This window comes from Mesorhizobium sp. LSJC285A00 (assembly GCF_000503155.1).
In the GTDB taxonomy this organism is placed as follows: Bacteria; Pseudomonadota; Alphaproteobacteria; order Rhizobiales; family Rhizobiaceae; genus Mesorhizobium.
Window position 1 is genome coordinate 117,785 of sequence record NZ_AYVK01000014.1, and the last position, 23,246, is coordinate 141,030.

The following is a 23,246-nucleotide window of genomic DNA, read 5'->3' on the forward strand; positions in this document are numbered from 1 at the left end:
CCGCAAATTGCGTGGCTGCGGCCATGATACTAGCATAAATTGACGTTACGTCCTGTCGATGCGAGGAGGGGTCACATGGCGTTCAGGAAGTGGAAGGTTGTTGCCAGCGCTGGATTTGGCTGCGTGCTGCTCGGCGCGCTTGCAAGTTCGGCCCTTGCCGGCGATGCGCTTAAATTACCCGAACTCAGCCCGAATGGCGCTGATGCGTGTTTCGGCCGCGTCTATGATGCGGCGCACCTCAAGGCGCATCCAAAGCAGAAGGTGGCGCGGATCTTCTTCCTCTATGGCCATGATCCGGTGAGCCATCCGAACGAAGAGCCGATGGCAAACGCCGACACCTCCTACAACGGTTTTCTCACCACCACGGTGCGCGGCGCCAAGGCGCCGCAATGGGCCGGCGGCTGGTGCAATCACGAGTCCGAGGACGGCAAGTCAGGTCCGATCCGCTGCGGCATGGACTGCGACCGCACCATGGCGTCGCTGAAGCTCGATGACAAAGGCCGCCTGATCCTCACCGACGTCTCGTCCGATCTCTATCTCGACGCCGGATCGGAAGACGAACTGGGCGAAGCCGAATATGACCGGCAGGCTCTGGGCTCGGCGGACGATAATTTCCGCCTCGAGCCGATGCCGGCCGCAACCTGCCAGGCTGAATTCGCCAAGATCGATCCGATCGATCCGGCGCTGGGTGCGCCGTTGCGCGAGCGGCTGAAGCCGGACCAGCCTTTCTGCTTCGGACGCAATTACGATGCCGCGCATCTCTCCTCGCATCCCGACCAGATGACGCAGTCGATCCGGGTCTTCCGCGGGCCGGTCGAACTCGCCTCCTTTGCCTCAGGCGATGTCGCCAACTGGCCCGACGGCTCCGATGTCGCCGTTTCGGTGACCACCAGGAAGAACGGGACGAAGGTCACGCAGACCTATTCCTGCCAGGGTGAAGCGGATCAATGGCGCTGCGCGGCCAGTTCGAAGATGAGCAACTTTTCCTGCGATATCGCGCAAAAGGAAATCTTCCTCAAGCGCGGCGCCAACGGCACCCTGATGCTGGCCAACCCCAATAGCAGCCTGGCGATTGTCGATCTGTGCTCGGCGGATGGCAAGACCAAGTCCGATGACAAGGTCTACCGGTTGGAGGCTATGCCGCAGTCGGCCTGCACTCGTTGAGTTCGATCTTGTCTATGACGCTACCATGGTATATATCTTTGCTATATCTCATTTGAGGATAGCACATGGACAAGGCAAAGGTGTTCTGGTCAGGCCGGTCACAAGCTGTGCGCTTGCCTAAGGAGTTTCGGTTCGAGGCAGACGAGGTTTCGATCCGTCGTCATGGGCGAACTGTCATCTTGGAGCCGCTTGCGCAGGATTGGGCATGGCTCGACCAGGTCATCGCACCGGTTGACGACGATTTCGTCCAGGGAGCGCTGGAGCGTCAGGATGGTCAGGATCGACCTGCTTTGGATGACCTCTTTAAGTGACCTACCTGCTCGACACCAATGCCGTCATAGCGATCATCTCGGGCGACGAGGGTCTGCTGGCTTTGCTTAAACGGCATGCACCACAAGACTTTGCTCTCTCGGCGGTCGTTTTGCATGAGCTGTACTACGGCGCTGAAAAGAGCCAGCGAAAGGTCCAAAATCTGGCGCGCATCGAAGCTTTGCAGTTCCCGGTACTTGAATTCGACCGAGACGACGCGAGACATGCCGGTGAGATTCGTGCTGGGCTTGCGGCACTGGGAACCCCGATTGGTCCCTACGATGCGCTGATTGGCGGGCAGGCACGTGCTCGGGACCTCGCGCTGATAACCCGCAATATCCGCGAATTCGAGCGGATCAAAGATCTCACTATCGAAACGTGGTAACTCGCCTCACGCGAACGGCACCGCCGTCGTGCCTTTCGGCAGCTTCGCCTCGTCGTCCGGTTCGACATGGATGGTGACGCGCACCGAGGGGATTTCGGCCTTCAGCGCGTCCTCGATGCGGTCGCAAATGACGTGGCTGGCGCCGACCGTCATGTCGGCGTCGACGACCAGGTGGAACTCGATGAAGGTGGCGCGGCCGGCGATGCGGGTCTTGAGGTCATGAACCTCCAGCGCGCCCTTGCAATTGGCCGAGATGATGTCGCGAATGTGCATGTGTTCGGTCGTGTCCACTGCGCGGTCCATCAGCCCGTTCATCGACGAGCCGATGACGTGCCAGCCCTGCCACAGGATGTTGAGCGCGACGATGACGGCAAGCGCCGGATCAAGGATCTGCCAACCGGTCAGGATAGCGCCGACGAGGCCGCCGAAGACGCCGACCGAGGTCACGACGTCGGTCATGATGTGCCGGCCGTCGGCGACCAGCGCCGGTGATTTTGCGCTGCGCCCGGCGCGGATCAGCGTCCAGGCCCAGAAGGCGTTGATGACGGTGGCGACGCCGTTGATCGCCAAGCCCTCCCAGGGTTGTTCGAGCGGGGTCGGCGTCTGCCAGGAGCGCCAGACCTCGTTGAGGATCAAAAGCGCGGCGAGCACGATCAGCACGCCTTCCAGCACCGCCGAAAAATACTCGGCCTTGTGGTGGCCGAACGGATGGTCCTGGTCGGCCGGCTTGTAGCTGACCAGGACCGCCCAATAGGCGGCGGCCGAGGCTATGACGTTGACGATCGACTCCAGCGCATCCGAATAGAGCGCAACGGAGCCGGTGACGTACCATGCGGCAACCTTGAGCGCGAGCACCACGCAGGCGATGACAATCGACCAGAAGGCAAGGCTGGCGATCCTTTGCCTGGCCGCTGCCTTCGCTGCGATCGCCGCCGTGTTGTCCGTTGCCGCCATCGTTTCTAAGCGGCCTTTTCCTTGGCCTTGCGCGGCAGATGCGCAACGATGTTTTCGATGATGCGCATGCCGGCATTGTGGCCGAGCGTCATGATCGATTCCGGATGGAACTGGACGGCGGCGATCGGCTCCTTGCGGTGTTCGAAGGCCATGATGATGCCATCCTCGGTCTCGGCGGTGACGATGAAATCGTCGGGCAGCCGCACCGGATCGGCGAAGATCGAGTGGTAGCGGCCGACGGTCACTTCCTTGGGCAGGCCGGAGAAGATGATTCCAGGCTTGGAGACGCGGATGCGCGACGGCTTGCCGTGCATCGGCACGTGCAACTGCCTGAGTTCGCCGCCATAGGCCTCCGCCAGCGCCTGCAGGCCAAGGCAGACACCGAAGATCGGCAGGTCGCGGGCGCGGGCGTTCTTGATGGTCGCGGCGCAGTCGAAATCCTTCGGCGTGCCCGGTCCGGGCGACAGCACGACGAGATCGGGCTTCAGCCGTTCGAAGACTTCTTCCGGCACCGGCGAACGCACGGTCGAGACATTGGCACCGGTCTGGCGGAAATAGTTGGCCAGTGTGTGGACAAAGGAGTCCTCGTGGTCGACGAGCAGGATGTTGACGCCGTCGCCGACGCGCGCGGTGGTGCGTTCGGCGCCTGCGGCATTGCCCAATTTGGCGTCGCGAATGGCGGAGAGCATGGCGGATGCCTTCAGTTCGGTTTCGGCTTCTTCTTCCTCGGGGATGCTGTCGAAGAGCAATGTGGCGCCGGCTCGCACCTCGGCAATGCCGTCCTTGATGCGGATGGTGCGGAGCGTCAGGCCGGTGTTCATGTCGCCGTTGAAATTGACCATGCCGATGGCGCCGCCATACCAGGCACGCGGGCTCTTTTCGTTCTGCTCGATGAAGCGCATCGCCCACAGTTTCGGCGCGCCGGTGACGGTGACCGCCCAGGCATGCGACAGGAAGGCGTCGAAGGCATCCATGCCTTCGCGCAGGCGCCCTTCGATGTGATCGACGGTGTGGATCAGGCGCGAATACATTTCGATCTGGCGGCGGCCGATGACGCGCACCGAGCCCGGATCGCAGACCCTGGACTTGTCGTTGCGGTCGACGTCCGAGCACATTGTCAGCTCGGATTCATCCTTCTTGGAGTTGAGCAGCTTCAGGATCTGCTCGCTATCGGAAATGGCGTCGTCGCCGCGCTTGATGGTGCCGGATATCGGGCAGGTCTCGACGCGGCGGCCATTGACGCGCACGAACATTTCGGGCGAGGCGCCGATCAGATACTCGTTTTCGCCGAGATTGATGAAGAAGGAATAGGGCGACGGGTTGATCGACTTCAGCTTGCGCGAGATTTCGGAAGGCTGCGTCTCGCAGCGTTCGTAGAACATCTGCCCGGGCACGACCTCGAACAGGTCGCCGCGCTTGAAACTGTCCATCGCCTTGCGCACCAGATTGGCATATTCGCCCGGCTCATGGTCGCCGCGCGGCGGGATGCGGTCGGCGGTCTTGAACGGTTCGGCAATTTCGTCGCGCGGCAGCCCCTCGGTTGAAAAACCGTCGCCGGAATAGTCGTAGCGGTCGGTCCAGGCCTTGGTCGAATAATGGTCGACGACCAGGATCTCGTCAGGCAGGAACAGCACGAGATCGCGCTGGCTCTGTTTGCGCTCAAGCTTGTAGTCGACTGGATCGAACTGGAAGGCGAGGTCGTAACCGAAGGCGCCGTAAAGGCCGAGATTGGCGTCTTCATCGGTCTTGAACAGAGCGGTGATGGCGCGCAGCACAGTAAACACAGAGGGGACGCGGCTGCGCTCTTCCTCTGTGAAGACGCGGCCGGGCTTGGCGACATCGAGGCGGATCAGCTTTTTCGAGGTTTCAGCAATCGTCACCTCGGCAACGCCGGCCAGCGTCTTGCCGATCACCGGCAGCAGCACTTCGCCACGGCCATTCAGCGCCTCGATGCGCATGGCGCGGCCACGCGCGGAAATCACCAGCGGCGGATCGATGATGGCCGTATCCCAGCGTGTGTAGCGGCCCGGATATTCGTAATTCGAGGAAAACACCGCACCACGGCGCGAGTTCAAGCCATCGACATAGGCATCGATCGCACCGGCGTAAGGCTTGTCGTGGCGTTCGCGGGTGATGGTGACACCACCTGCGGTCACGAAGCTTTCCGCGCCGTTTTCAAGAGCCTTCATCGTCATTGCCGTCTCCATATGGCTTGTTGGGGCAACGGACCCGGGAATGGCTTTGAAAAAACAAATGGCCGCCCGGACATTCCGTTGCGGCCACCCTCTATTTTCACGCGCACGCGTTCGAACAGGCCGCTGTCAGCGAGCCCACCACCAAATGGTCTTGATCGAGCGCATGTTCATGGGCGAAATCCATAGCGGCGAAAAGCCGGATGCGCAACAGGTTTGAAAGGCCTGTTTGTGGCCGCCGCTTCCGCAGCCCATGGCACATCGCCAAGGCTTGGGGTCCTGCCTAGACTGTTCGTCCAACATCGGAAAGACGGGAAGACAGCAATGACCGAGCAGATCGAGCGCGCACGCAGGTTCCATGCGCTCCACGTCAGGGGCAACCCGATCGTTCTCTACAATGCCTGGGATCCGGGCTCGGCCAAGATCGTCGAGAGGGCGGGCGCCAAGGCGATCGCCACCGGCAGCTGGCCGGTCGCGGCTGCTTTTGGTTATGCCGATGGCGAGAAAATCCCGCTGGAGCTGGCGCTGGACAACATCAGGCGCATCGTCGCGGCAGTCGACCTGCCGGTGACCATGGACCTCGAAGGCGGCTACGGCGTCGAGCCGGAGACTGTCGCCCAGACGGTGACACGTGCCCTGCAGGCCGGCGCCATCGGTTTCAATTTCGAGGACCAGATCGTCGGCGGCGCCGGCCTGCACGACATCGCCATACAGGTGAAGCGGATCGAGGCGGCAGCGGCGGCGGTGAAGGCTTCCGGCATTCCCGCCTACATCAACGCCCGTACCGACATTTTCCTCAAGGCCAAGCCGGATGTGCATGACAGCGTGCTGCTCGACCAGGCCATCGAGCGGGCGCACGCTTATGAAAAGGCAGGAGCGAGCGGCTTCTTTGCGCCGGGGCTCGGCGACGAGGCTCTGATCGAGGCGCTGTGCAAGGCCACCGTGCTGCCGGTCAACATCATCGCGCTGGCGCATGTGCCGCCGCGCCAGCGCCTGGCCGAGCTTGGTGTCGCCCGTGTCAGCCACGGCCCGGTGCCGTACCGGCAAATGGCCGAATGGCTGGAGGCCAAGGCGCGGCTGGCGATTTCGGGTTAGCTCAGTCCTCCAGCGTGCCTGACCTCGCGTCGGCGCTCTTCTTGTTGCCGACCAGCTTCAAGAGATCCTCGCCGGCGCGGATGATGCGGCGTGAGCGGCGGGTCAGGATGACGCCGTCCTGCGGCGCCAGCACTTCGGTGCGGCCACCGGCCTCGCCCGGTGTGTGGACGATGGTGGCGAGGCGCGCGCCCTCGGCGACGCGGTCGCCGGGCTTGACGTCGTAGAGGATGGCGCCGGCTCGGGGCGCCGGCATCATGTCGATGTTCTCCAGCGGCGCGACGAGGCCCTTGAACGCGCCGGGTGCGGGAAGGGCGGTATCGGCGATGACGCCGCGCGCCGCCAGCAGCCGGTAGAGGCCTTCGGCATCGGAACTTGCCAGCGCGNCGTGTGCTCTTCCGATCTATCGGCGATGACGCCGCGCGCCGCCAGCAGCCGGTAGAGGCCTTCGGCATCGGAACTTGCCAGCGCGCCGTCGACATCCAGCATGCCACGGTATTCTACCGTGGTGGCAACGCGGCGGTCGAGCTTCGCCACGTTGGCGGGGACGTTCTGGTAGGGCATGATCGTGGCGCCCTCGAAGGTGCCGTCGGTGTCCTCGCTCCACAACACCACGGCGTCGATACCCATGGCGGCGGCGCAATCGGCCATCGCCGGCCACAGGCTGGCGTGGACGTAGAGATAGGCAAGGCCCTCGTCGTCGCAATGCAGGTCGAGCACGATGTCGTGGCCGAGCGACAGCTGCACCAGACGGGTCTTCAATCGCTGGTCGGGGGTGCCAAGCGTGGTGTCGGGCAAAAGCTTGGCGTCCGGTGCTGCGAGCAACGGAAAGCCGCGGTTGAAATTGTTGCGGGTGCCGAGATGAAAGCGGCCCTGGTGCTCGCCGAAATGATATTGGGCGCGGCCGATCGGATTGGCCCAGGGCACGACCGTGATGCTGCCCTTGATGCGGCCTTCGGCTTCGGCCTTGTTCAGCGCCGGCATCAGCGCGTCGATGGCGACGACACCAGGCAGTTCACCGGCGTGGAGTGCTGCCTGGAGATAGGCCGAAGGTGCTGCCTTGTCGGCGCCGGCGAAGCGGAACACCGGGAATTCGTAGGAAACGCCTTCGGTATCGCCGGCGATGCGTTCGATCGATTTCTGCATGGGATGCCTCCAGGATAAGAGGCAGAACACATGCACTTTTGCCGAAGGGCTGTCGATTGGTCCAGTTCGCGCCGCCATGGGCGCAATGGAATTATTCGGCGGCGGCCGGAACCGTCGTTATCGGCGCCGATCCTTCGAGCGCCTGCGAGACAACGGCTACGCTGACCGCCAGCAGGGCCAGCACCGCGCCGACCAGCGGCAAATGAGCATAGGAAACGCCGGCCGACAGAGCCACGCCGCCGATCCAGGCGCCGCTGGCATTGCCGATATTGAATGCGCCCTGGTTGAGCGTGGCGGCGAGGTTCGGCCCTTCCGAAGCTGCTTCGACGACGCGGATCTGCAGCGGCGGCACGACGACGAAGATCAGCAGTCCCCACAAGAAGACGACGCCGATGGCGACGCTGGCGATAGCGCCGAACTGCGTGAAGCCGACAAACAGAACTGCCATCAAAAGCAGCGTGCCGATGACCGTCGGCATCAATTTCCAGTCGGCCAGCCGGCCGCCGATGATGTTGCCTATGGTCATGCCGGCGCCGAACAGCAGCAGGACCCAGGTGACCGCGGAGGTCGACAGGCCGGAGACATCGGTAAGGTAGGGCTTGATGTAGGTGAAGACGGCAAACAGGCTGGCCGAGGCCAGCGAGGCGATCAGCATGGCGAGCCAGACCTGCAGCTTGCCCAGCACGCGCAGTTCGCTGCGCAGGCCGCCGCCGCTCGGTTCGACGACATTGGATGGCACCAGCCAGGCGATGGCGGCAACAGAGATCAGGCCGATGCCGACGACGGCAAAGAAGGTGGAGCGCCAGCCGAAGGCTTCGCCAAGCGCGGTGCCGGCAGGAACGCCGAGAATGTTGGAGAGCGTCAATCCCGCGAACATCATCGCCATGGCGCTGGCGCGCTTGTTGCGCGGCACCAGGCTGGCGGCAACGACGGAACCAATGCCGAAAAAGGCGCCATGACCAAACGCGGTGAAGACGCGCGCGGCCATCAGGAGCCAGTAATTGGGCGCGATGGCGCAGAGCAGATTGCCGACGACGAACATCGCCGTCAGCGCGACCAGGACCGGCTTGCGCGGCAAATGCGCGGTGGCCATGGCGACGATGGGTGCGCCGAAGACGACGCCCAGCGCATAGCCGGTGACCAGCAGGCCGGCCGAGGGGATCGACACGCCGAGATCGGCCGCAACCTCCGGCAACAGGCCCATGATGACGAATTCGGTGGTGCCGATGCAGAAGGACGCAATGGCAAGCGCAAGGATCGGCAAAGGCATGGAAAATCCAGACTGAATCGGTTCAATTCAGACTGAACGAGAAGCCTTGCCGCGCGCAATGCACATTGCTGCAACGCACCAATGCAGAAAGCGCTGAGCTTGACGCGGGGCTATGTCAGGCGAGCGGCTTCAGCTCCTGGGCGATGGTTGGCAACAGCTCCGAGACGTTGGGGTGGATATGCACGGCGCGCGCCAGCGTATCGGCCGGCGCCTTGGCGTACATCAGGTCGAGCACGCAGTGCACCGCCTCGTCGCCGCCGGGGCCGAGCACGGAGCAGCCGAGGATTTGCCTGGTGTCGGCATCGACCAGGATTTTCATGAAACCTTGCGTCTCGCCCTTTTCGATGGCGCGGCCGACGCGGGTCATTGGCCGCTGGCCGACCAGCGCCTTGCGCCCGGATTTCTTCACCGCCGCCTCGGTCATGCCGCAGCGGCCGAGCGGCGGATCGATGTAGAGCGCATAGGCCTCGATGCGGTCGCTGACCTTGCGCGGATCGTCGTCGAGCAGATTGGCGGCGACGATCTCATAGTCGTTGTAGGAGGTGTGGGTGAAGGCGCCCTTGCCGTTGCAGTCGCCCATCGCCCAGATGCCGGGCACGCTGGTGCGCAACTGGTCGTCGACGGTGACGAAGCCGCGCAGATCGACCGCGATGCCGGCCTTGTCGAGGCCGAGGTCGTCGGTGTTTGGGGTGCGGCCGAGTGCCAGAAGCACATGCGAGCCGACCGCCGGCGGCTTGCCGGATGAGAAGGTCACGGCGATGTCCTTGCCCTGTCTGGCAAAGCGGATGTCGTCGGCGCCGACATGGACTTCTATGGCTTCGTTTTCGAGGATCGACAGGATGGCCGCCGACACGTCCTCGTCCTCGCGGCCGGTCAGGCGCGAACTCTTCTCGATGACGGTGACTTCAGAGCCGAAGCGGCGAAACATCTGCGCGAATTCAAGAGAGATGTAGCTGCCGCCGACGACGATAAGATGGCGCGGCAAAACATCGAGATCCATCATCGAGGAGTTGGTGAGGTAGTCGACGTCGTTGACGCCCGGCAGGTCGGGCACCGAGGCGCGGCCGCCGGTGTTGAGGAAGATCTTTTCGGCGGTCAGAAGGTCGCCGCCGACACGCACGGTGTTGGCGGATTCGAAGCGGGCGTGGCCGCGATAAAGCGTGCAGCCCTTCATGCCGGCGATCCACGTCTCCAGATTGCTGCGGGAGTCGTTTGTGACCTTGTCCTTGCGCGCCTTGATCCTCTTGTAGTCCACGCCGACAGGGCCTGAGAACGTCACGCCGTAGTCCGCGGCACGCCGCGCCAGATGCGCGGCATAGGCGCTGGCGACCATGGTCTTGGTCGGCATGCAGCCGGTGTTGACGCAGGTGCCGCCGACCAGCTTGCGCTCGATCAGCGCCACGCTCATGCCGGCTGACGTCAGCCGGCCGGCGAGAGGAGGGCCGGCCTGTCCGGCGCCGATGATGATGGCGTCGTATGTCTTGGCGTCTGAGGCTTGGGCAGTCATACCACCGCCGCCACGATCAGCAGGCCGCCGATGATCGCCACCGCGTCCTCGATGAGGGCGGCAGGCAAATCCTTGCCGAAGGCGGCGGCCAACCGGCCGCGCGCTTCGGCGCCGCCATAGGTGCCGATGACAGCACCGATGGCGCCGGCAATCAGGCCGCCAATGGTGGAACCGGCAGTGGCGCCGATCACCGCGCCGCTGAAGGCGCCAAGCAGGATGCGGGCGCCGAATTGCTGCGGCACCTTGCGGCTCGGCGTCGAGGGCAGCTGGTCGGTGACCAGTTCGACGATGGCGAGGATGGTGAAGATACCGACGGCGGCCCAATGGCCCATGAAACTTGCCCAGGTGCCGGCCACCGGCAGCCAGCCGAGATAGGCGCCCCAGGCGATCGCGCCCGGCGCGGTCATGGCGCGAAGACCGGCAATGACGCCGATCAGAAGTGCAAGCAAATAGAGCATGTCGATCCCCTCGAAAGCAGGCCCGGGACTGGCCCACGAGGGCAAGCTAGCATAGGTCCTGCGTTTGACGAGAGTAGGCGATGGTGCTTCTTCCATCAGTGAGCATTGTACTTTGGTAACCAGTCGAACATGACGAAGGGACGGAGTCGCTGTGATGGCCGGAAGCGAACGCACAAGGATGATTGCAGGCGAATGGTACATCTGCATCGACGACGAACTGGAGGCGCTGCGGGCGATCGCGCGCGATGCGGTGTTCGAGCATAATACGCTACGGCCCCAGCAACGCGGCAATATCGGCCCGGCGCTATTGGCGCTGCTCGGCAGCGCGGGCGCAGGCTCCCGCATCGAGGCGCCGTTCCACTGCGCCTACGGTTTCAACATCCATCTCGGCGACGGCGCCTTCCTCAATGCCGGCTGCACCATCCTCGACACCGCGCCGGTGCGTATCGGCAGGCGGACGCTTCTCGGCCCCAATGTGCAGATCTACTGCGCCGAGCACCACAAGGAGGCCGCTGGCCGTCAGTCGGGACTGGAGATTGCCAGGCCGGTCACCATCGGCGATGACGCCTGGATCGGCGGCAGCGCCATCATCCTCGGCGGCATCAGCATCGGCGATGGCGCCATAGTCGGCGCCGGCGCGGTGGTGACGCGCGACGTCCCTGACAACACCACGGTGGTCGGCAATCCGGCGCGGGCGGTCAAGCGGGGCTGAACTCGTCGTGGGCGGTCAGTATGAAGCCGTGCGTGCCATGCGCTCGTCCGGACCGGCTCGCCGCGAGAATTCACGCCGGTATTGGGCCGGTGACGTCTTGAGCCGTGCGGCGAAATGCTGGCGCAGCGAGGTGGCGCTGCCGAAGCCGGCTTCGAAGGCCACCATGTCCATCGATTTTTCCGTCGCCTCCAGCAGCCGTTGCGCCAGTTCGATGCGTTGGCCGGCCAACCATTCGCCAAAGCTGGTGCCGATCGATTTCTGGAAACGGCGGGTGAAAGTGCGCCGGGTCAGGCCCGCGGCCTCCGCGACGCGGTCGAGGTTGTGCGTTTGTCCGAGCGTTGCCCGCACCGTGTCGAGCGCCAGGGTGAAGCGGTCGGTGGCCGGGGTTTTCGCCAGCGGGCGCTCGATGAACTGCGCTTGCCCACCCTGCCGGTGCGGCGACAGCACGATGTGCCTGGCCAGCCGCAGCGCTACCTCTGCGCCATAGCGGGCGCGCACAATGTGCAGGCAGCAATCGAGCCCGGCGGCGACGCCGGCCGAGGTGACGATGTCGCCGTCGTCGACATAGAGCACGTCGGCGTCGACTTCGATGTCCGGGTATAATGTTTGCAGCCGGTCGGTGGAGGCCCAATGTGTCGTCGCACGCCGGCCCGCAAGCAGCCCGGCGGCGGCAATGGCGAAGGTGCCGAGACAGAGGCCGACGATCACCGCACCGCGCCGGTGCGCGTGGGTGAGCGCTGCCAGGAGCGGCGGCGGAAGTGGGGCCTCGAGATCCTTCCAGCTCGGAATGATGACGATGTCGGCATCGTCGAATGCGGAAAGGCCATACGGCACCGCGATGGTCAGCCCGGCATCGGTGTGGATCGCTCCATCGTCGAGCGCGCAGACGCGAAAGTCGAAACGCGGCAAGCCAAGCTTGGTGCGGTCGGTGCCGAACACCACGCACGGCACGGAGAGGTGGAACGGGCTGATGCCGTCAAAGGCGAGAACGGCAATGATCGGGTCGGCCATGCGTGTTTCCAGCAAGCGAAAAGCGAATTGTCCCAATTCTTTCGAATGATGTAAATCGGGCCACTTTTGGCAGTCGGGCGATCCGTCTATTTTCGACCTGTCCCATTCAAGCCCGAAGGAGAACACCATGTCCGCCAATATCACGCCGCGCCGCGCACTCATCGTTATCGATGTCCAGAATGATTATGATGGCGGCAACCTCGCCATCCAGTATCCACCGTTCCGCGACAGCGTCGTCAATGTCGCGCGCGCTATGGATGCCGCCGCTGCGGCCGGCGTGAAGGTGGTGGTCGTCAAGCAGATGGCGCCCGAGACCTCGCCAGTCTTCGCCAAGGGCAGCCATGGCGGCGACCTGCATCCCGAGATCGCCCGGCGAAGCCGCGACCACTATGTCGAGAAGTCACTGCCTAGCGCCTTTGCCGGCACCGACCTCGAGGCGTGGCTGCGCGCCAATACCATCGATACGGTAACGGTGATCGGCTACATGACGCATAATTGCGACCTGTCGACCATCATCCACGCCGCGCATGTCGGCTTTGCGGTCGAGTTCCTGTCCGACGCCACCGGTTCGCTGCCTTACGCCAACGGCGCCGGCTACGCCTCGGCCGAGGAGATCCACCGCGTGGTGTCCATCATCCTGCAGTCGCGCTTTGCGGCCGTGCTCAAGACCGCCGAATGGATCGATTGCCTGAAGACCGGTGCTTTGCCCGAACGCGACACGCCCTATGCGTCCAACCAGCGCGCGCTGGCGCGCAACGCTGCATAGGCAAATCTGTCCCCGAAAACCAAAAGGGCGGCCAGCGGCCGCCCTTCTTGGATCTCGCAACGATCTCGAAATTTTCAAAACAGGCCTTCGATCTGGCCGATCTCGTTGAGGAAGATTTTTTCCGAGGACGGCGCCTTGGGCAGGCCGGGCATGGTCATGACCTCACCGCAGATGACGACGACGAACCCGGCGCCCGCCGAAAGCCTGACCTCGCGCACCGGCACGGTGTGCCCGGTCGGCGCGCCGCGCAGGTTCGGGTCGGTTGAGAAGGAATATTGGGTCTTGGCCATGCAGACCGGCAGGTGCCCGTAGCCGGCCTGCTCCCAGGCATGCAGCTGGTCGCGCACCGACTTGTCGGCGATCGCCTCGTCGCCGCGATAGATGCGCTGGACGATGGTGTTGATCTTCTCGAACAGCGGCATTGCGTCGGGATAGAGCGGCGCGAACTGCGAGGCGCCGGATTCGGCGATCTCGACGACCTTGCGCGCCAACTCCTCAATGCCGGCAGAGCCATTGGCCCAATGCTTGCACAGGATCGCCTCGGCGCCGAGCGAGGCGACGAAATCCTTCATCGCCTGGATTTCCACCTCGGTATCGGTGGTGAAATGATTGATCGCCACGATCGCAGGCACGCCGAACTGTTTCACATTCTCGATGTGGCGGCCCAGATTGAGGCAGCCCTTCTTGACTGCCTCGATGTTTTCCTTGCCGAGGTCTTCCTTCTTGACGCCGCCATTCATCTTCATGGCGCGCACGGTGGCGACGATGACGGCAGCCGCCGGCTTCAAACCCGCCTTGCGGCACTTGATGTCGAAGAATTTTTCGGCTCCGAGGTCGGCGCCGAAGCCGGCTTCGGTGACGACGTAGTCGGCGAGCTTCAGCGCCGTGGTGGTGGCGACCACCGAGTTGCAGCCATGCGCGATGTTGGCGAACGGGCCGCCATGCACGAAGGCAGGGTTGTTCTCCAGCGTCTGCACCAGGTTTGGCTGCATGGCGTCCTTCAGCAGCACCGCCATGGCGCCGTCGGCCTTCAAGTCGCGGGCATAGACCGGGCTCTTGTCGCGGCGGTAGGCGACGATGATGTCGCCGAGGCGCTTTTCCAGATCCTTGAGGTCGGTGGAAAGGCACAGGATCGCCATCACTTCAGAGGCGACGGTGATGTCGAAGCCTGCCTCGCGCGGATAACCGTTGGCGACGCCGCCGAGCGAGCAGATGATTTCGCGCAGCGCCCGGTCGTTCATGTCCATGACGCGGCGCCAGGCGACGCGGCGGGTGTCGATGCCGAGCTCATTGCCCCAGTAGATGTGGTTGTCGATCAGCGCCGACAGAAGATTGTGCGCCGTGGTGATGGCGTGGAAGTCGCCGGTGAAGTGGAGGTTCATGTCCTCCATCGGCACGACCTGCGCGTAGCCGCCGCCGGCGGCACCGCCCTTGACGCCGAAATTCGGGCCGAGCGAAGCCTCGCGGATGCAGACGATCGCCTTCTTGCCGATGCGGTTGAGGCCATCACCGAGGCCGACGGTGGTGGTCGTCTTGCCTTCGCCGGCCGGCGTCGGGTTGATGGCGGTGACGAGGATCAGCTTGCCGTCCTTGTTGCCCTTCACCGATTTGATGAATTCGGCCGAAATCTTCGCCTTGTCGTGGCCGTAGGGCAAAAGGTGCTCGGTCGGGATGCCGATCTTGGCGCCGATCTCCTGGATTTGCTTTTTCTTGGCGCCGCGCGCGATCTCGATGTCGGACTTCACTTCGGCCATGACGGCTTTCCTTCGGATTGGACGGTGGAGGGGACGGGTTTGATCTCACTCGCAGGCATGTTGAACCCGGGCGCGGGCATGTTCTAACCCTGTCGCTCCCGCGGCGTCAACTTGCATGCAACTATGTTTCCTATGAAGAAAGTGTCTCCGCGGCCGGCCGACCTGTCGCCGGTTCTTCCTGGCTCCGTTGCCGCGCCGTATAGAAGCCAGAGGACGCGACGTTCCGCCGTCTCAAAACAGCCGCCCAATGCACGGAATGCGACAGAGGCGACGGCGCAAATTCGCCATCGCTCGCCGGGAAAGCTGTGGACGCTACTGAGTCAGGACGTTGCTGATCTCGACCATGTTGGAGCGCACGCGAAGCACGTAGAAACCCATCGTCGTCAGGTGCGTCGGCATGATCCAGCCATCCTCGCGGCCATTGGCGATGATGAAGGGCTGGATGCGTAGGGCCGAGACGAATTGCGCATCCATCGTGTCCCACAGATTGCCGAGATGCTTTTCCTTGATGACGTCCTCGAAGTCGGCCTGGGCGCCCTTCATCAGGCCGTAATAGGCATAGAGCTGGCCATAGGCGAACCAGAAGCGGTCGTCGGCGCGGAAGTCGAACCAGCCATTGTTATGGTTTTCGGCGCGCTCCTTGAGGATCGCCGAGGTCGAACCGATGTCGGAGGAGATGCGGTCGATATACTGCTTCAGATTGTCGGCGCGGGCATCGAACGTCGCCTGGCAGCTGCCGAGGCGGGCGTTGAAGGAGCGCAGCTTGGTAACGGCATCGCGATAATAACTCGGCGTCGGCGTCTTGGGGCCGAACGGGTTGAGGCCGAAATACCAGGTCTCCTCGTCGAACTGCAGATTGCCGCGCGCATCCTGCAGGTCGCCGTCGATCTGCGATGTGGTGCGAACACGGCCGAGATTGTCGGCAAGCTCGGTGGCGGTACGCCGCACCGCCTGGTTGATGCCGCGCTGGAACGAGGCCTTGTTGTCCATGAACGGCGTGTTGTCCCAGTCGATGCCGAACAGGCCGAGTTTGTAGAGGATCATCGACGAGATCCAGGCATTCTGGTTGACGTTGAAGTCCGTNGTCGATGCCGAACAGGCCGAGTTTGTAGAGGATCATCGACGAGATCCAGGCATTCTGGTTGACGTTGAAGTCCGTCAGGTCGGCCGCCACCTGGGCGATGCCCGAATTGCCGCAGGTCTTGGCGGTGTCGGTGCCGGCGCCGGCGGCGACCTGTTCGCCGGCGGAAATGTTGCGGTTCTCGAAGGTGTATTTGTCGACGTAGTTGGGATCGAACTTGTTCCACCACTGGGTGGCGTAGAAGAAATTGGCGTAGAGGCCGATCAACACCAGAAGCGCGAGGCCGACCACAGCCTTCAGGATCCAGCCGCGCTGCGTATACCAGCGCCCAGCCCAGAGGAACGGCCACAGGATCGCGCCGATGACGAGGCCGATGCCGCGGCCTATCAATTGGAAGATGCGGGTGAAGAAATTCACGATCGGATCAAGCATGGCTCTCGTTCACCCCTCAGTCAGTCAGGCCGTAAAGGCGCGTGCGAAACGCCACTTTGTCTTTCAAATATGTGGTTTTCAGAACGTCCACAACATGCGACCGCCAGGCGTCGCTGTAGCCGTCATAGTCCTTGTAGAAGCCCGGCTTGTTGAAGACGTAACGCGAGACGAAGTCCTGCGGCACGAAATCCGAGATCAGCTGGTTGGTCAGCCAGGCGTCGGGATGGTCGGGCTTGCCGCGCACGACCAGGAAGCGCTGTTGCGGAAACACATCCTCGATCTTGAGATGGCCGAGCTGGGCGATCTCACGCTTGGCGGCGTTGAGAAAGGGGAAATTGCCGTCCTTGGTGATCAGATCGGCATGGCCATGGATCCAGGTCTGCAGCCAGATCTTGTCGACCTCGGTCAAATTGCGGTTCGGCTCTGTGTCGCGGATGAGAGAGCGCACCACCATCTCGGCGCGATGCTCGAGATAGCCCGAGCTTTCGACCCATGACGCGCGGGGCAGTTCGATGCGGCCGGTGCTGGCCAGGAACTTGAACACCTTGTCGGCATCGTTGATCGAGAGATAGCTGACCTGCCAGGGCCGCGAACGGCGAAAGCCGGGGGCGGCCGGGTCGCCGATGACGGTGGTCATATCAGGATCGACGAAGACGTAGACGCCGCCGAAATGGCTGGTCCAGTAGGCGTTGTGGCGGAAGATCACCTGGTCGGGCACCAGCGCATTCTCACGGATATCGCCGCAGACCTTCGCCAGCTCCACCATACGGCTCAGCATGGTGTTGTCGCGCCAGGCATCGGGCTCCTGCTTCAGCCGGTCGACCAGCTTGCCGAGTTCGGCGGCCTTGCCCAGCACGTCCTCGGCCGAAAGCACCCTGAACTCGACCTGGCTGATCGACAGCAGATCCTCGATGTCGTTGACCAGGGGAACGGAATCCTCGATCTCCCCGTAGATGACATCCTTGATGGTCAGCGCATCGATGGCGCGCTGGTTCTTGGACATGAACTCGAACATCAGCTGCGAGGTGTTGGAAAAGGCGGTGTGCACCACCGGCAGATCGATCTGCGAAGGCGTCAGGATGATGAAGCGGCGGTTGACCTCATTGGGGTCGAGATAATCGTAATCGCCGCATTCCTCGGCCACTTCGGGCGAGAAGCCGGTGCGGTCGATCTGGAAGCTCTTCAGCTTGGTGGGCTTGAGGCCGAAGGCAACAAGCGCCTTGTTGTAGCGCTGGATGAGGTGCGACTCGTCGACGGTGAGCAAGCGGCCGTAGATCAGCTCATTGTCGCGGAGAAGGTCGGGTTTTTTGGCGTGGCTCATGCAGAACGTTCCGAGCGGCGTTGCCTGTTGTGGCGAAGCGCCAACGCTGACGCCTCCCTCTCCCCGTTCTTCACGGGGAGAGGGGGGCGTCAGCGTTAGCGCCAAGCCTTTCAGCACCTGCGGGCAGCGAAGGAAGTTCACGCATTNAGAGGGTAAGGGTGAGGGGCAGCGCTAGCATTCAAGGACATGTCTCCCCATGGCCTTTGGCGTCAATAAATCGAAGATCATTGGTCCGGATGTGCCGATCGAGGCGCTGTTCGATAGCTGCCAGTATGGTCGTAGCGATCTCTGGTCCCCGCATGCGCCGCCCCTCACCCTTACCCTCTCCCCGTGAGGGACGGGGAGAGGGGGGCGTCAGCGTTAGCGCCAAGCCTTTCAGCACCTGCGGGCAGCGAAGGAAGTTCACGCATTNACGGGGAGAGGGGGGCGTCAGCGTTAGCGCCAAGCCTTTCAGCACCTGCGGGCAGCGAAGGAAGTTCACGCATTCCAGAGCCCCTTCTTCTTCATCTCCTCCATCTCGCGCCCCGCCCGTTCGCGCAGGCGTGCGTCGCGCAGCAGCTTCTCCACCGCGGCGTCGTCGGATTTGTCGGAATAGCGGAACTCTGAGTCGGCGTAGCGGTTGATCTCCTGCATGACCATGTCCATCGAGAACGGCCCCCGCAGTTCCTCGATCATGGCTTTCTTTTCGTCGTAGCCCTTGTGCATGAAGGCTTCCGGCTCCTCGAACCAGTCGTCGGGCAGCTCGATGTCCATGGCGCGCATCTTGATGGCGTCGGTGACGTTCTTGATGGCTCGGCCGGTGAAGCGCGGCTCGGCATCCTTGATCAGGTGCAGATAGGTGCCGATGTCGGCCATCGATTTCGGCGCGCCATTCTCCTTCATGTAGCGCTCATAGACCTTCATCAGCCCATCTTCCTGAGGCTTCTCGTGCTCCTCATAGGCTTCGGTCACCGCGCGCTGGATCTCCTGCGCGGCGTAGAGCTTGTGGTCGCCGAGTGGGATCTTGTGGTTCTTGCCGGCAAGCAGGACGAAGATGTCGATATAGTCGTCGCGGCTCTGTGGGCCGTCGACCAGCCAGCGGGCCCCGGCGCGCTGGCGCAGCGCATCGTCGACATTTTCGGGATAGTTGGAAAACATGCCGAACGAGCAATTGCCGCGCACCACCGTGCCGGCGCCGGCAAAGGCGTCCATCAAGACGCCGGTGATTTCCTGTTGGCCGGCCGAGGCGCGGTCGTCGGAGCGGCGGGCCGCCACCTGGTCGATGTCGTCGACGGTGCCGAAACCGATGACACGTGGGTTCAAGACATTGTTGATGAACTGGCGGCAATTCTGGCCGGATTTGCCTTGGTAGGACGAGATCTGGTCGACGCCGAAATTCTCATAGGCGAAGGGATAGCCGGCAACCTGGCAATAATTGTTGACGAGGCCGGCGATCATCTGGATCAGCGTCGTCTTGCCGGTGCCCGGCGCGCCATCGCCGATGAAGGTGAAGAGGAAGCCGCCGAGCTCGACGAACGGGTTCAGCTCGCGCTCGAAATCGTAGGCCATCAGCATCTTGGCGAGCTTGACCGACTGGTATTTGGCGATGTGATTGCCGACGACCTCTTCGGGCTTCTTGAAGGTCATCACCAGCGGTTTCGAGCGCTTGCCGGGCGCGACGTCGAAGCCGTCGAGGGTGAAATCGTCGGCGTCGATGCGGATGTGGGCGTTCTCGAACGGACCGATGCCGTCGAAGCGGCCTTTGCGGGCCAGCAGCCCATCAATGGCGACCCGTGCAAAAGCTCGCGCGCGCGTCGTCAGGTCGCCATCGTCCTTGGAGTCCGCAATCGCCTTGTCGAGACCGGCGACGATCGACTTCACCGCGTCCTGCGGCGTGTCGAACAGGAAGTCGGGTTCGGGGATATCGTTGGGCGCCTCGCCATCGCTGTCGATCAGCTGGAACAGATAGGAGGCAAGGCTGAAGGCCGAAACGTAAGCAGAGGCTGACAGAAGCTTCTTGAAGGTCGCCGCCTCATCGCCCTCAAGAGGCGCACGGGTGTTCTTGGCCTGGAGGCTTTCGAGGTCGGAGCCCTCGGCGAAGACGTCGGAGATGGCGAGCGCTATCGCCAGGCCGCGGCGGGCGCGGAACAGCAGCGTGTGCTGCGGGATGCTCATCAACTGGTCGTCGGGATGGATCGCGGCGACGGTCTTGGTAAGCTCGACCTCGCGGGTACGGCGCACCGAGCCGACCGAGACTGTCGAGACAAAGCGGCGATTGGTGCCGGCAAGTGCTGTGCCGGATTCGCGCGCAGGGTCTTCCAGAACCACGACGCGGGTGATGAAGCTCTGCGCCGTGGCGCGGTGCTTTTCGATTGCGGCTTCCGGGATGGTGGTCAGGCCGGTGTCCATCGTATCAATCCTCCTCGCGACTCACTCTTGTGCCTGCCCTCGCGTGAGCAAAATTGAAAACATCCCGTCAAAGGGTTCGTGATCGGGAAAGCGTTCGGCTTGAAAGATGGCCTCTCCCGGCCCTCCAAGCTTGAAACGGCAACGCTCAGTCCGTGCAAGACAATAAGCGACAGCCTGGTACTCAGTTAGGTCCGCTAACATCGCGCTAACGCAAATCTGATTCGGTTTTCCGTTGTTAGATGGCGGTCCGAATTCAACACGGTCTTCTGGCTCAAATGCATATCTTTTCATCAATCTTGGCCAGTGATATTCGACAAGCTTTTGTCTATTGTCGCAAAAGAACTGAATCACGATTTTTACATTGTAGCTATATCTTGGTTGCCGACTCTGTCTTATTCCAACGATCGGACGGGATGAACTACGTGTTCGGACAGGTAATTTTTCGACCAGAACGAGCATGACGCCTCCGGATCGAATGTGACGGTATGCTTCATATTGATCCAATTCGTACCAATAGAAAGTACAGATCGTGTCACCGTCTGTATTTTCATCTTCAGACCGCGAAGTAACCGGTCTGTAGCCGAACCCGGAAAACCATTCGGATAAGCCGGAAATTTGTTGAAGAACAAAAAACGCGGCAAGCGCCGGGTCTGCAACATCGATATAATTGAAAGCTTCAAGCTTCCGCACCCCATCCGGTAATCCTCGATGACGCCACCGACTTTCAACGTGAACCCGGTGTCCGAGAATGCGCTCAAGGTTACGCAATGGTCGGGCGGTCAGTTTGTGCTTCTTGTAAGCACCGATATGCATATCGACATCCCACCAAGCGAGAACCCTGTAGGGCGATTCATTACTGCGGGAAGCAAGGTTATCCGTTTCGATCACAATCGCCTTCTGCCCCTGACCGCGCCCCGGAGATTGTCAGGCCCACCAAAAATGCCACCTCACACATCGCTGATCACCTGTCCGTTGGACAGAATATGGACCTTGTAGCCGGAAAAGATCTTTTGAGCTTCGCCGGCGGCGTAGAGTGCTTGATAGGCTTCGTGCGGGATCAGGGCGTGGTTCTCGTAGCTCGACACACCCTGGCGCGCGGCTTCGAGATCGTCGGTGTTGATAAAGAATTCCTGCGTCGTCTTCTCGCTCGAAAACAGCCCCTTGCGGCCGGGTTTCTCGCCCTTGGAGTAGACCTCCTGGATGGTCCAGGTGAGCAGCCAGGCATTTTCCGGTTTGCGCACCTTGGCCAGCACCTCGGTCACGGTCGAATTGTTGTCCGTAATGCCTGCGGAATAAAAGGGGCCGAGCACGACGCGGCGCAGCTGCTTAGGGTGCAGCGGCTCGAAATCCTTGTCGAGATTGACCGCAATCGTTGCGGGCGAAAGCGTGTAGGCGGAATTCTTCTCGGTGAAATCGTCGAAGCGATGGGCGAGTTCGGGGTTGAGCAGGCCGTCCACCGGCAGCGGGATGTCGACCCGTTCATTGAGCTTGCCGCTGCTGTCAACGAGCTGCCGGATCATGCTTTCGGAGGAATCCTCCACCGTCACCATGTAGACCAGCGGCAGGTTGGCGCTGCCGTCGAAGCTTGCCCAGTGCACGAGGTAATAGGGACGCCCGGTCTTTGGATTGACCGAGACCTTGGCCGTCTGCGCCAGCGAGAACGGGCCAAAAGTCTGTTCGCTCTTGACGTCCTCGAGATAGAGCCGCTCGGCCATCGACTTCTGCAGCGCTTCGGGGAATTCCTTGTGGCGCAGGATGAAGTCGGCCATTTCCTCGCGCAATTCGCCGGCCAGCGGAATGTTGGCCAGCCGCGCCTCGGCCTGGCGGCGGTCGTTTTCCAGTTCGAGCAGGTTCTGGAAGACGGGATAGCCGCTGTCGGCGCGCGAAATGCGGAACGTGTCCATGAAGCCGAGCCGGTTGCGCCAGCAGGAAAACGATTTGTCCAGCCGGGCAATGTATTCGGCGACAATCTTGGCGACGATGCCGTGCCGGTAAAGCGGCGAGCGGTCGTCGCGCATGAACACTTCGAGGCCGCTGAGTGCCGCCGTGATGGCGGAAAAATAGCGCGCCGCCGCTTCGTTTTCGGGAGTCATGCCGGTGTGCCCGCGTGCAGCCGCTCCTTACGACTGCACGTAGTTGGCCGAATTGTGCTTCTTCATCACGTCGTCGAAACGGCGGGCGAAGGCGTCGTCGGCGAGCTTCTTGCGGCGCTGGATGTCGGAGCTGGCGACCATGTTCTTCTCGTGCATTTCGAGGAGATCGCCGATGTGCTTTTGCGAGGCGGCGCCAATGCCGGCCATGGTCTCTTCGGCGGTGTTGTCAACCTGGCTGCCCAGCGTGTTGATCTTGTGGGCGACATCCTGCTGGGCGGCGGTCTTCAAGGAATCTTCCAGTGCCTTGTAGAGCACGATGCGCTGCTCGGTATCGATGGTCAGCTTGTTGATCAGCGTCGACTGCGCTGCGATCTGATTGTTGAGCGAATCGACGAAGGTCTGGAACATCGAGGTGTAGCGTTCCAGCGTCTGGCTTTCGGCCAGAAGCTCCTGCTCCTTGGCCTGCTTTTCATTGTATTCGGTCGCCAGTTTCGAGCGCTCGCCCTCAAGCTGCGTGCGCTCCTTCTGACTGGTAGAAGCGGCGATCTTGTTTTCGATGTCGAGCAGCAGCGGATTGACCTCCTCGATGCGCTTCTGCACCGCCTCGAGGTTGGTCATGGTGACCTTGCGGCGCTCGATCACCTGCGACAGGCTGTTTTCCGAGGTCTTGTAGCGCTGGTCGAGGACCTCTTTCTGCGCTTTCAGGATGCCGACGATGGTGTCGGACTTGACCAGAAGCTCCTGCAGATTGCCGGCCAGCGACATGTTGCGGACGCGGTCGGTGCGCATGCGCTGCTTGCGTTGCGCCGAGAAGACACCGACGAAGCTTTCCCAGCCGGTGTAGTTCTTCATGCTCTCGAATTCAGTGCCGAAGACGTTGGTGGCGTCTTCCAGCCCGATGATCAGGTCGGCAATGTTGCCTTCCATCACCTTCTGCTGCTTCAGCACGTCCTCGATGCGGGCATTCTCGATGTCGAAATTGGCGTCGCCGATCTTCTTGTCGGCGGTGGCCAGCGTATCAAGCACCGTGCCCGACTGCTCGATCTTGGAGCGCATGTCCTGCACGACCTGCCTGGTCTTGGCAATTTCGGCATCGAAATTCTGCAATGTCGCCATAGGGGCCTCCCGCTTCGGCTTCCGGTCGCTGGCTGCGAACAGCGGCGAATATATGTGGGGTATCAGGGGATTGAAAGACGCAAGACAAGACCCGC

The 23,246-nt window shown here is 62.3% G+C and carries 19 protein-coding genes and 2 pseudogenes; 7 read left to right on the forward strand and 14 right to left on the reverse strand.

All coding sequences use genetic code 11. The features are described from left to right. Positions 1–75 precede the first annotated feature (75 nt). The 3 genes from X726_RS154690 (at position 76) to X726_RS154680 (ending at position 1,858) form a co-directional block, all read left to right on the forward strand. Positions 76–1,164, forward strand: a complete 1,089-nt coding sequence (locus X726_RS154690) for a hypothetical protein (protein WP_023669973.1) — start codon at positions 76–78, stop codon at positions 1,162–1,164. A gap of 65 nt (positions 1,165–1,229) precedes the next feature. After that, complete coding sequence (vapB, locus tag X726_RS154685; RefSeq protein WP_023669974.1) at positions 1,230–1,475, forward strand: type II toxin-antitoxin system VapB family antitoxin; 246 nt, start codon at positions 1,230–1,232, stop codon at positions 1,473–1,475. Then, a complete protein-coding gene (locus X726_RS154680; RefSeq protein WP_023669975.1) occupies positions 1,472–1,858 on the forward strand; it encodes a type II toxin-antitoxin system VapC family toxin in 387 nt (128 codons plus the stop codon). Before vapB ends, X726_RS154680 begins: the two co-directional genes overlap by 4 nt. Positions 1,859–1,864: 6 nt before the next feature. Here X726_RS154680 and X726_RS154675 read toward each other — a convergent pair whose 3' ends face one another. After that, positions 1,865–2,812, reverse strand: a complete 948-nt coding sequence (locus X726_RS154675) for a cation diffusion facilitator family transporter (RefSeq protein ID WP_023669976.1) — start codon at positions 2,810–2,812, stop codon at positions 1,865–1,867. A 5-nt stretch (positions 2,813–2,817) separates the two neighbouring features. Beyond that, on the reverse strand, positions 2,818–5,007 hold the full coding sequence (locus X726_RS154670; protein ID WP_023669977.1) for an anthranilate synthase: 2,190 nt from the start codon (positions 5,005–5,007) through the stop codon (positions 2,818–2,820). A gap of 321 nt (positions 5,008–5,328) precedes the next feature. Between X726_RS154670 and X726_RS154665 the strand changes: the two genes are divergently transcribed. Continuing rightward, positions 5,329–6,099, forward strand: a complete 771-nt coding sequence (locus X726_RS154665) for an isocitrate lyase/phosphoenolpyruvate mutase family protein (RefSeq protein WP_023669978.1) — start codon at positions 5,329–5,331, stop codon at positions 6,097–6,099. Position 6,100: 1 nt separating this feature from the next. Here X726_RS154665 and X726_RS01000000166925 read toward each other — a convergent pair. From X726_RS01000000166925 to X726_RS154650, 4 genes and pseudogenes are all read right to left on the reverse strand, one after another. Next, positions 6,101–7,242: pseudogene (locus X726_RS01000000166925) on the reverse strand (succinylglutamate desuccinylase/aspartoacylase family protein). A 91-nt stretch (positions 7,243–7,333) separates the two neighbouring features. Beyond that, the gene (locus X726_RS154660; protein ID WP_023669979.1) at positions 7,334–8,512 is read right to left on the reverse strand and encodes an MFS transporter; all 1,179 of its coding nucleotides are present in this window, start codon (positions 8,510–8,512) and stop codon (positions 7,334–7,336) included. Positions 8,513–8,627: 115 nt separating this feature from the next. Further along, positions 8,628–10,019 carry an FAD-containing oxidoreductase gene (locus X726_RS154655; RefSeq protein WP_023669980.1) on the reverse strand — a complete coding sequence of 464 codons (1,392 nt, stop codon included), beginning with the start codon at positions 10,017–10,019 and terminating at the stop codon, positions 8,628–8,630. Continuing rightward, the gene (locus X726_RS154650) at positions 10,016–10,477 is read right to left on the reverse strand and encodes a membrane protein (protein WP_023669981.1); all 462 of its coding nucleotides are present in this window, start codon (positions 10,475–10,477) and stop codon (positions 10,016–10,018) included. Before X726_RS154650 ends, X726_RS154655 begins: the two co-directional genes overlap by 4 nt. A 154-nt stretch (positions 10,478–10,631) precedes the next feature. On the opposite strand from X726_RS154650, the gene X726_RS154645 reads away from it, so the two are divergent. Beyond that, positions 10,632–11,189, forward strand: coding sequence for a sugar O-acetyltransferase (locus X726_RS154645; RefSeq protein ID WP_023669982.1), 558 nt, complete (start codon positions 10,632–10,634; stop codon positions 11,187–11,189). A gap of 15 nt (positions 11,190–11,204) precedes the next feature. Here X726_RS154645 and X726_RS154640 read toward each other — a convergent pair whose 3' ends face one another. Further along, the gene (locus X726_RS154640) at positions 11,205–12,200 is read right to left on the reverse strand and encodes a helix-turn-helix domain-containing protein (RefSeq protein ID WP_023669983.1); all 996 of its coding nucleotides are present in this window, start codon (positions 12,198–12,200) and stop codon (positions 11,205–11,207) included. A gap of 127 nt (positions 12,201–12,327) precedes the next feature. Between X726_RS154640 and X726_RS154635 the strand changes: the two genes are divergently transcribed. Next, positions 12,328–12,966 (forward strand): isochorismatase family protein, encoded by a 639-nt coding sequence (locus tag X726_RS154635; protein ID WP_023669984.1) that lies wholly within the window; start codon positions 12,328–12,330, stop codon positions 12,964–12,966. A gap of 74 nt (positions 12,967–13,040) precedes the next feature. Here X726_RS154635 and X726_RS154630 read toward each other — a convergent pair whose 3' ends face one another. The 3 genes and pseudogenes from X726_RS154630 to X726_RS154625 all read right to left on the reverse strand — a co-directional run bounded on the left by X726_RS154630 (position 13,041) and on the right by X726_RS154625 (position 17,554). After that, on the reverse strand, positions 13,041–14,720 hold the full coding sequence (locus X726_RS154630; RefSeq protein ID WP_023669985.1) for a formate--tetrahydrofolate ligase: 1,680 nt from the start codon (positions 14,718–14,720) through the stop codon (positions 13,041–13,043). 312 nt (positions 14,721–15,032) lie between these two features. After that, positions 15,033–16,233: pseudogene (locus tag X726_RS01000000166930) on the reverse strand (DUF2333 family protein). Between the two features lie 16 nt (positions 16,234–16,249). Further along, complete coding sequence (locus tag X726_RS154625) at positions 16,250–17,554, reverse strand: DUF6638 family protein (protein ID WP_023669986.1); 1,305 nt, start codon at positions 17,552–17,554, stop codon at positions 16,250–16,252. Between the two features lie 196 nt (positions 17,555–17,750). Between X726_RS154625 and X726_RS1000000170495 the strand changes: the two genes are divergently transcribed. After that, on the forward strand, positions 17,751–17,888 hold the full coding sequence (locus X726_RS1000000170495; RefSeq protein WP_156940645.1) for a hypothetical protein: 138 nt from the start codon (positions 17,751–17,753) through the stop codon (positions 17,886–17,888). Between the two features lie 143 nt (positions 17,889–18,031). On the opposite strand, the gene X726_RS154620 is transcribed toward X726_RS1000000170495, so the two are convergent. The 4 genes from X726_RS154620 to X726_RS154605 are packed head-to-tail and all read right to left on the reverse strand — an operon-like array spanning position 18,032 to position 23,151. Beyond that, positions 18,032–19,942 (reverse strand): ATP-binding protein, encoded by a 1,911-nt coding sequence (locus X726_RS154620; protein ID WP_023669987.1) that lies wholly within the window; start codon positions 19,940–19,942, stop codon positions 18,032–18,034. Between the two features lie 21 nt (positions 19,943–19,963). Further along, positions 19,964–20,830, reverse strand: a complete 867-nt coding sequence (locus tag X726_RS1000000170500) for a hypothetical protein (protein WP_156940646.1) — start codon at positions 20,828–20,830, stop codon at positions 19,964–19,966. Between the two features lie 59 nt (positions 20,831–20,889). Continuing rightward, complete coding sequence (locus X726_RS154610) at positions 20,890–22,035, reverse strand: hypothetical protein (RefSeq protein WP_023669989.1); 1,146 nt, start codon at positions 22,033–22,035, stop codon at positions 20,890–20,892. A 27-nt stretch (positions 22,036–22,062) separates the two neighbouring features. Next, the gene (locus tag X726_RS154605) at positions 22,063–23,151 is read right to left on the reverse strand and encodes a hypothetical protein (protein ID WP_023669990.1); all 1,089 of its coding nucleotides are present in this window, start codon (positions 23,149–23,151) and stop codon (positions 22,063–22,065) included. Between the last annotated feature and the right edge of the window lie 95 nt (positions 23,152–23,246).

Bases quoted from the DNA above. Each gene is read 5' to 3' on its own strand.
- X726_RS154690 (WP_023669973.1), top strand. From the start codon at position 76: ATGGCGTTCAGGAAGTGGAAGGTTGTTGCCAGCGCTGGATTTGGCTGC.
- vapB (WP_023669974.1), top strand. From the start codon at position 1,230: ATGGACAAGGCAAAGGTGTTCTGGTCAGGCCGGTCACAAGCTGTGCGC.
- X726_RS154675 (WP_023669976.1), bottom strand. From the start codon at position 2,812: ATGGCGGCAACGGACAACACGGCGGCGATCGCAGCGAAGGCAGCGGCC.
- X726_RS154670 (WP_023669977.1), bottom strand. From the start codon at position 5,007: ATGACGATGAAGGCTCTTGAAAACGGCGCGGAAAGCTTCGTGACCGCA.
- X726_RS154665 (WP_023669978.1), top strand. From the start codon at position 5,329: ATGACCGAGCAGATCGAGCGCGCACGCAGGTTCCATGCGCTCCACGTC.
- X726_RS154660 (WP_023669979.1), bottom strand. From the start codon at position 8,512: ATGCCTTTGCCGATCCTTGCGCTTGCCATTGCGTCCTTCTGCATCGGC.
- X726_RS154655 (WP_023669980.1), bottom strand. From the start codon at position 10,019: ATGACTGCCCAAGCCTCAGACGCCAAGACATACGACGCCATCATCATC.
- X726_RS154650 (WP_023669981.1), bottom strand. From the start codon at position 10,477: ATGCTCTATTTGCTTGCACTTCTGATCGGCGTCATTGCCGGTCTTCGC.
- X726_RS154645 (WP_023669982.1), top strand. From the start codon at position 10,632: ATGGCCGGAAGCGAACGCACAAGGATGATTGCAGGCGAATGGTACATC.
- X726_RS154640 (WP_023669983.1), bottom strand. From the start codon at position 12,200: ATGGCCGACCCGATCATTGCCGTTCTCGCCTTTGACGGCATCAGCCCG.
- X726_RS154635 (WP_023669984.1), top strand. From the start codon at position 12,328: ATGTCCGCCAATATCACGCCGCGCCGCGCACTCATCGTTATCGATGTC.
- X726_RS154630 (WP_023669985.1), bottom strand. From the start codon at position 14,720: ATGGCCGAAGTGAAGTCCGACATCGAGATCGCGCGCGGCGCCAAGAAA.
- X726_RS154625 (WP_023669986.1), bottom strand. From the start codon at position 17,554: ATGAGCCACGCCAAAAAACCCGACCTTCTCCGCGACAATGAGCTGATC.
- X726_RS1000000170495 (WP_156940645.1), top strand. From the start codon at position 17,751: ATGGCCTTTGGCGTCAATAAATCGAAGATCATTGGTCCGGATGTGCCG.
- X726_RS154620 (WP_023669987.1), bottom strand. From the start codon at position 19,942: ATGGACACCGGCCTGACCACCATCCCGGAAGCCGCAATCGAAAAGCAC.
- X726_RS154610 (WP_023669989.1), bottom strand. From the start codon at position 22,035: ATGACTCCCGAAAACGAAGCGGCGGCGCGCTATTTTTCCGCCATCACG.
- X726_RS154605 (WP_023669990.1), bottom strand. From the start codon at position 23,151: ATGGCGACATTGCAGAATTTCGATGCCGAAATTGCCAAGACCAGGCAG.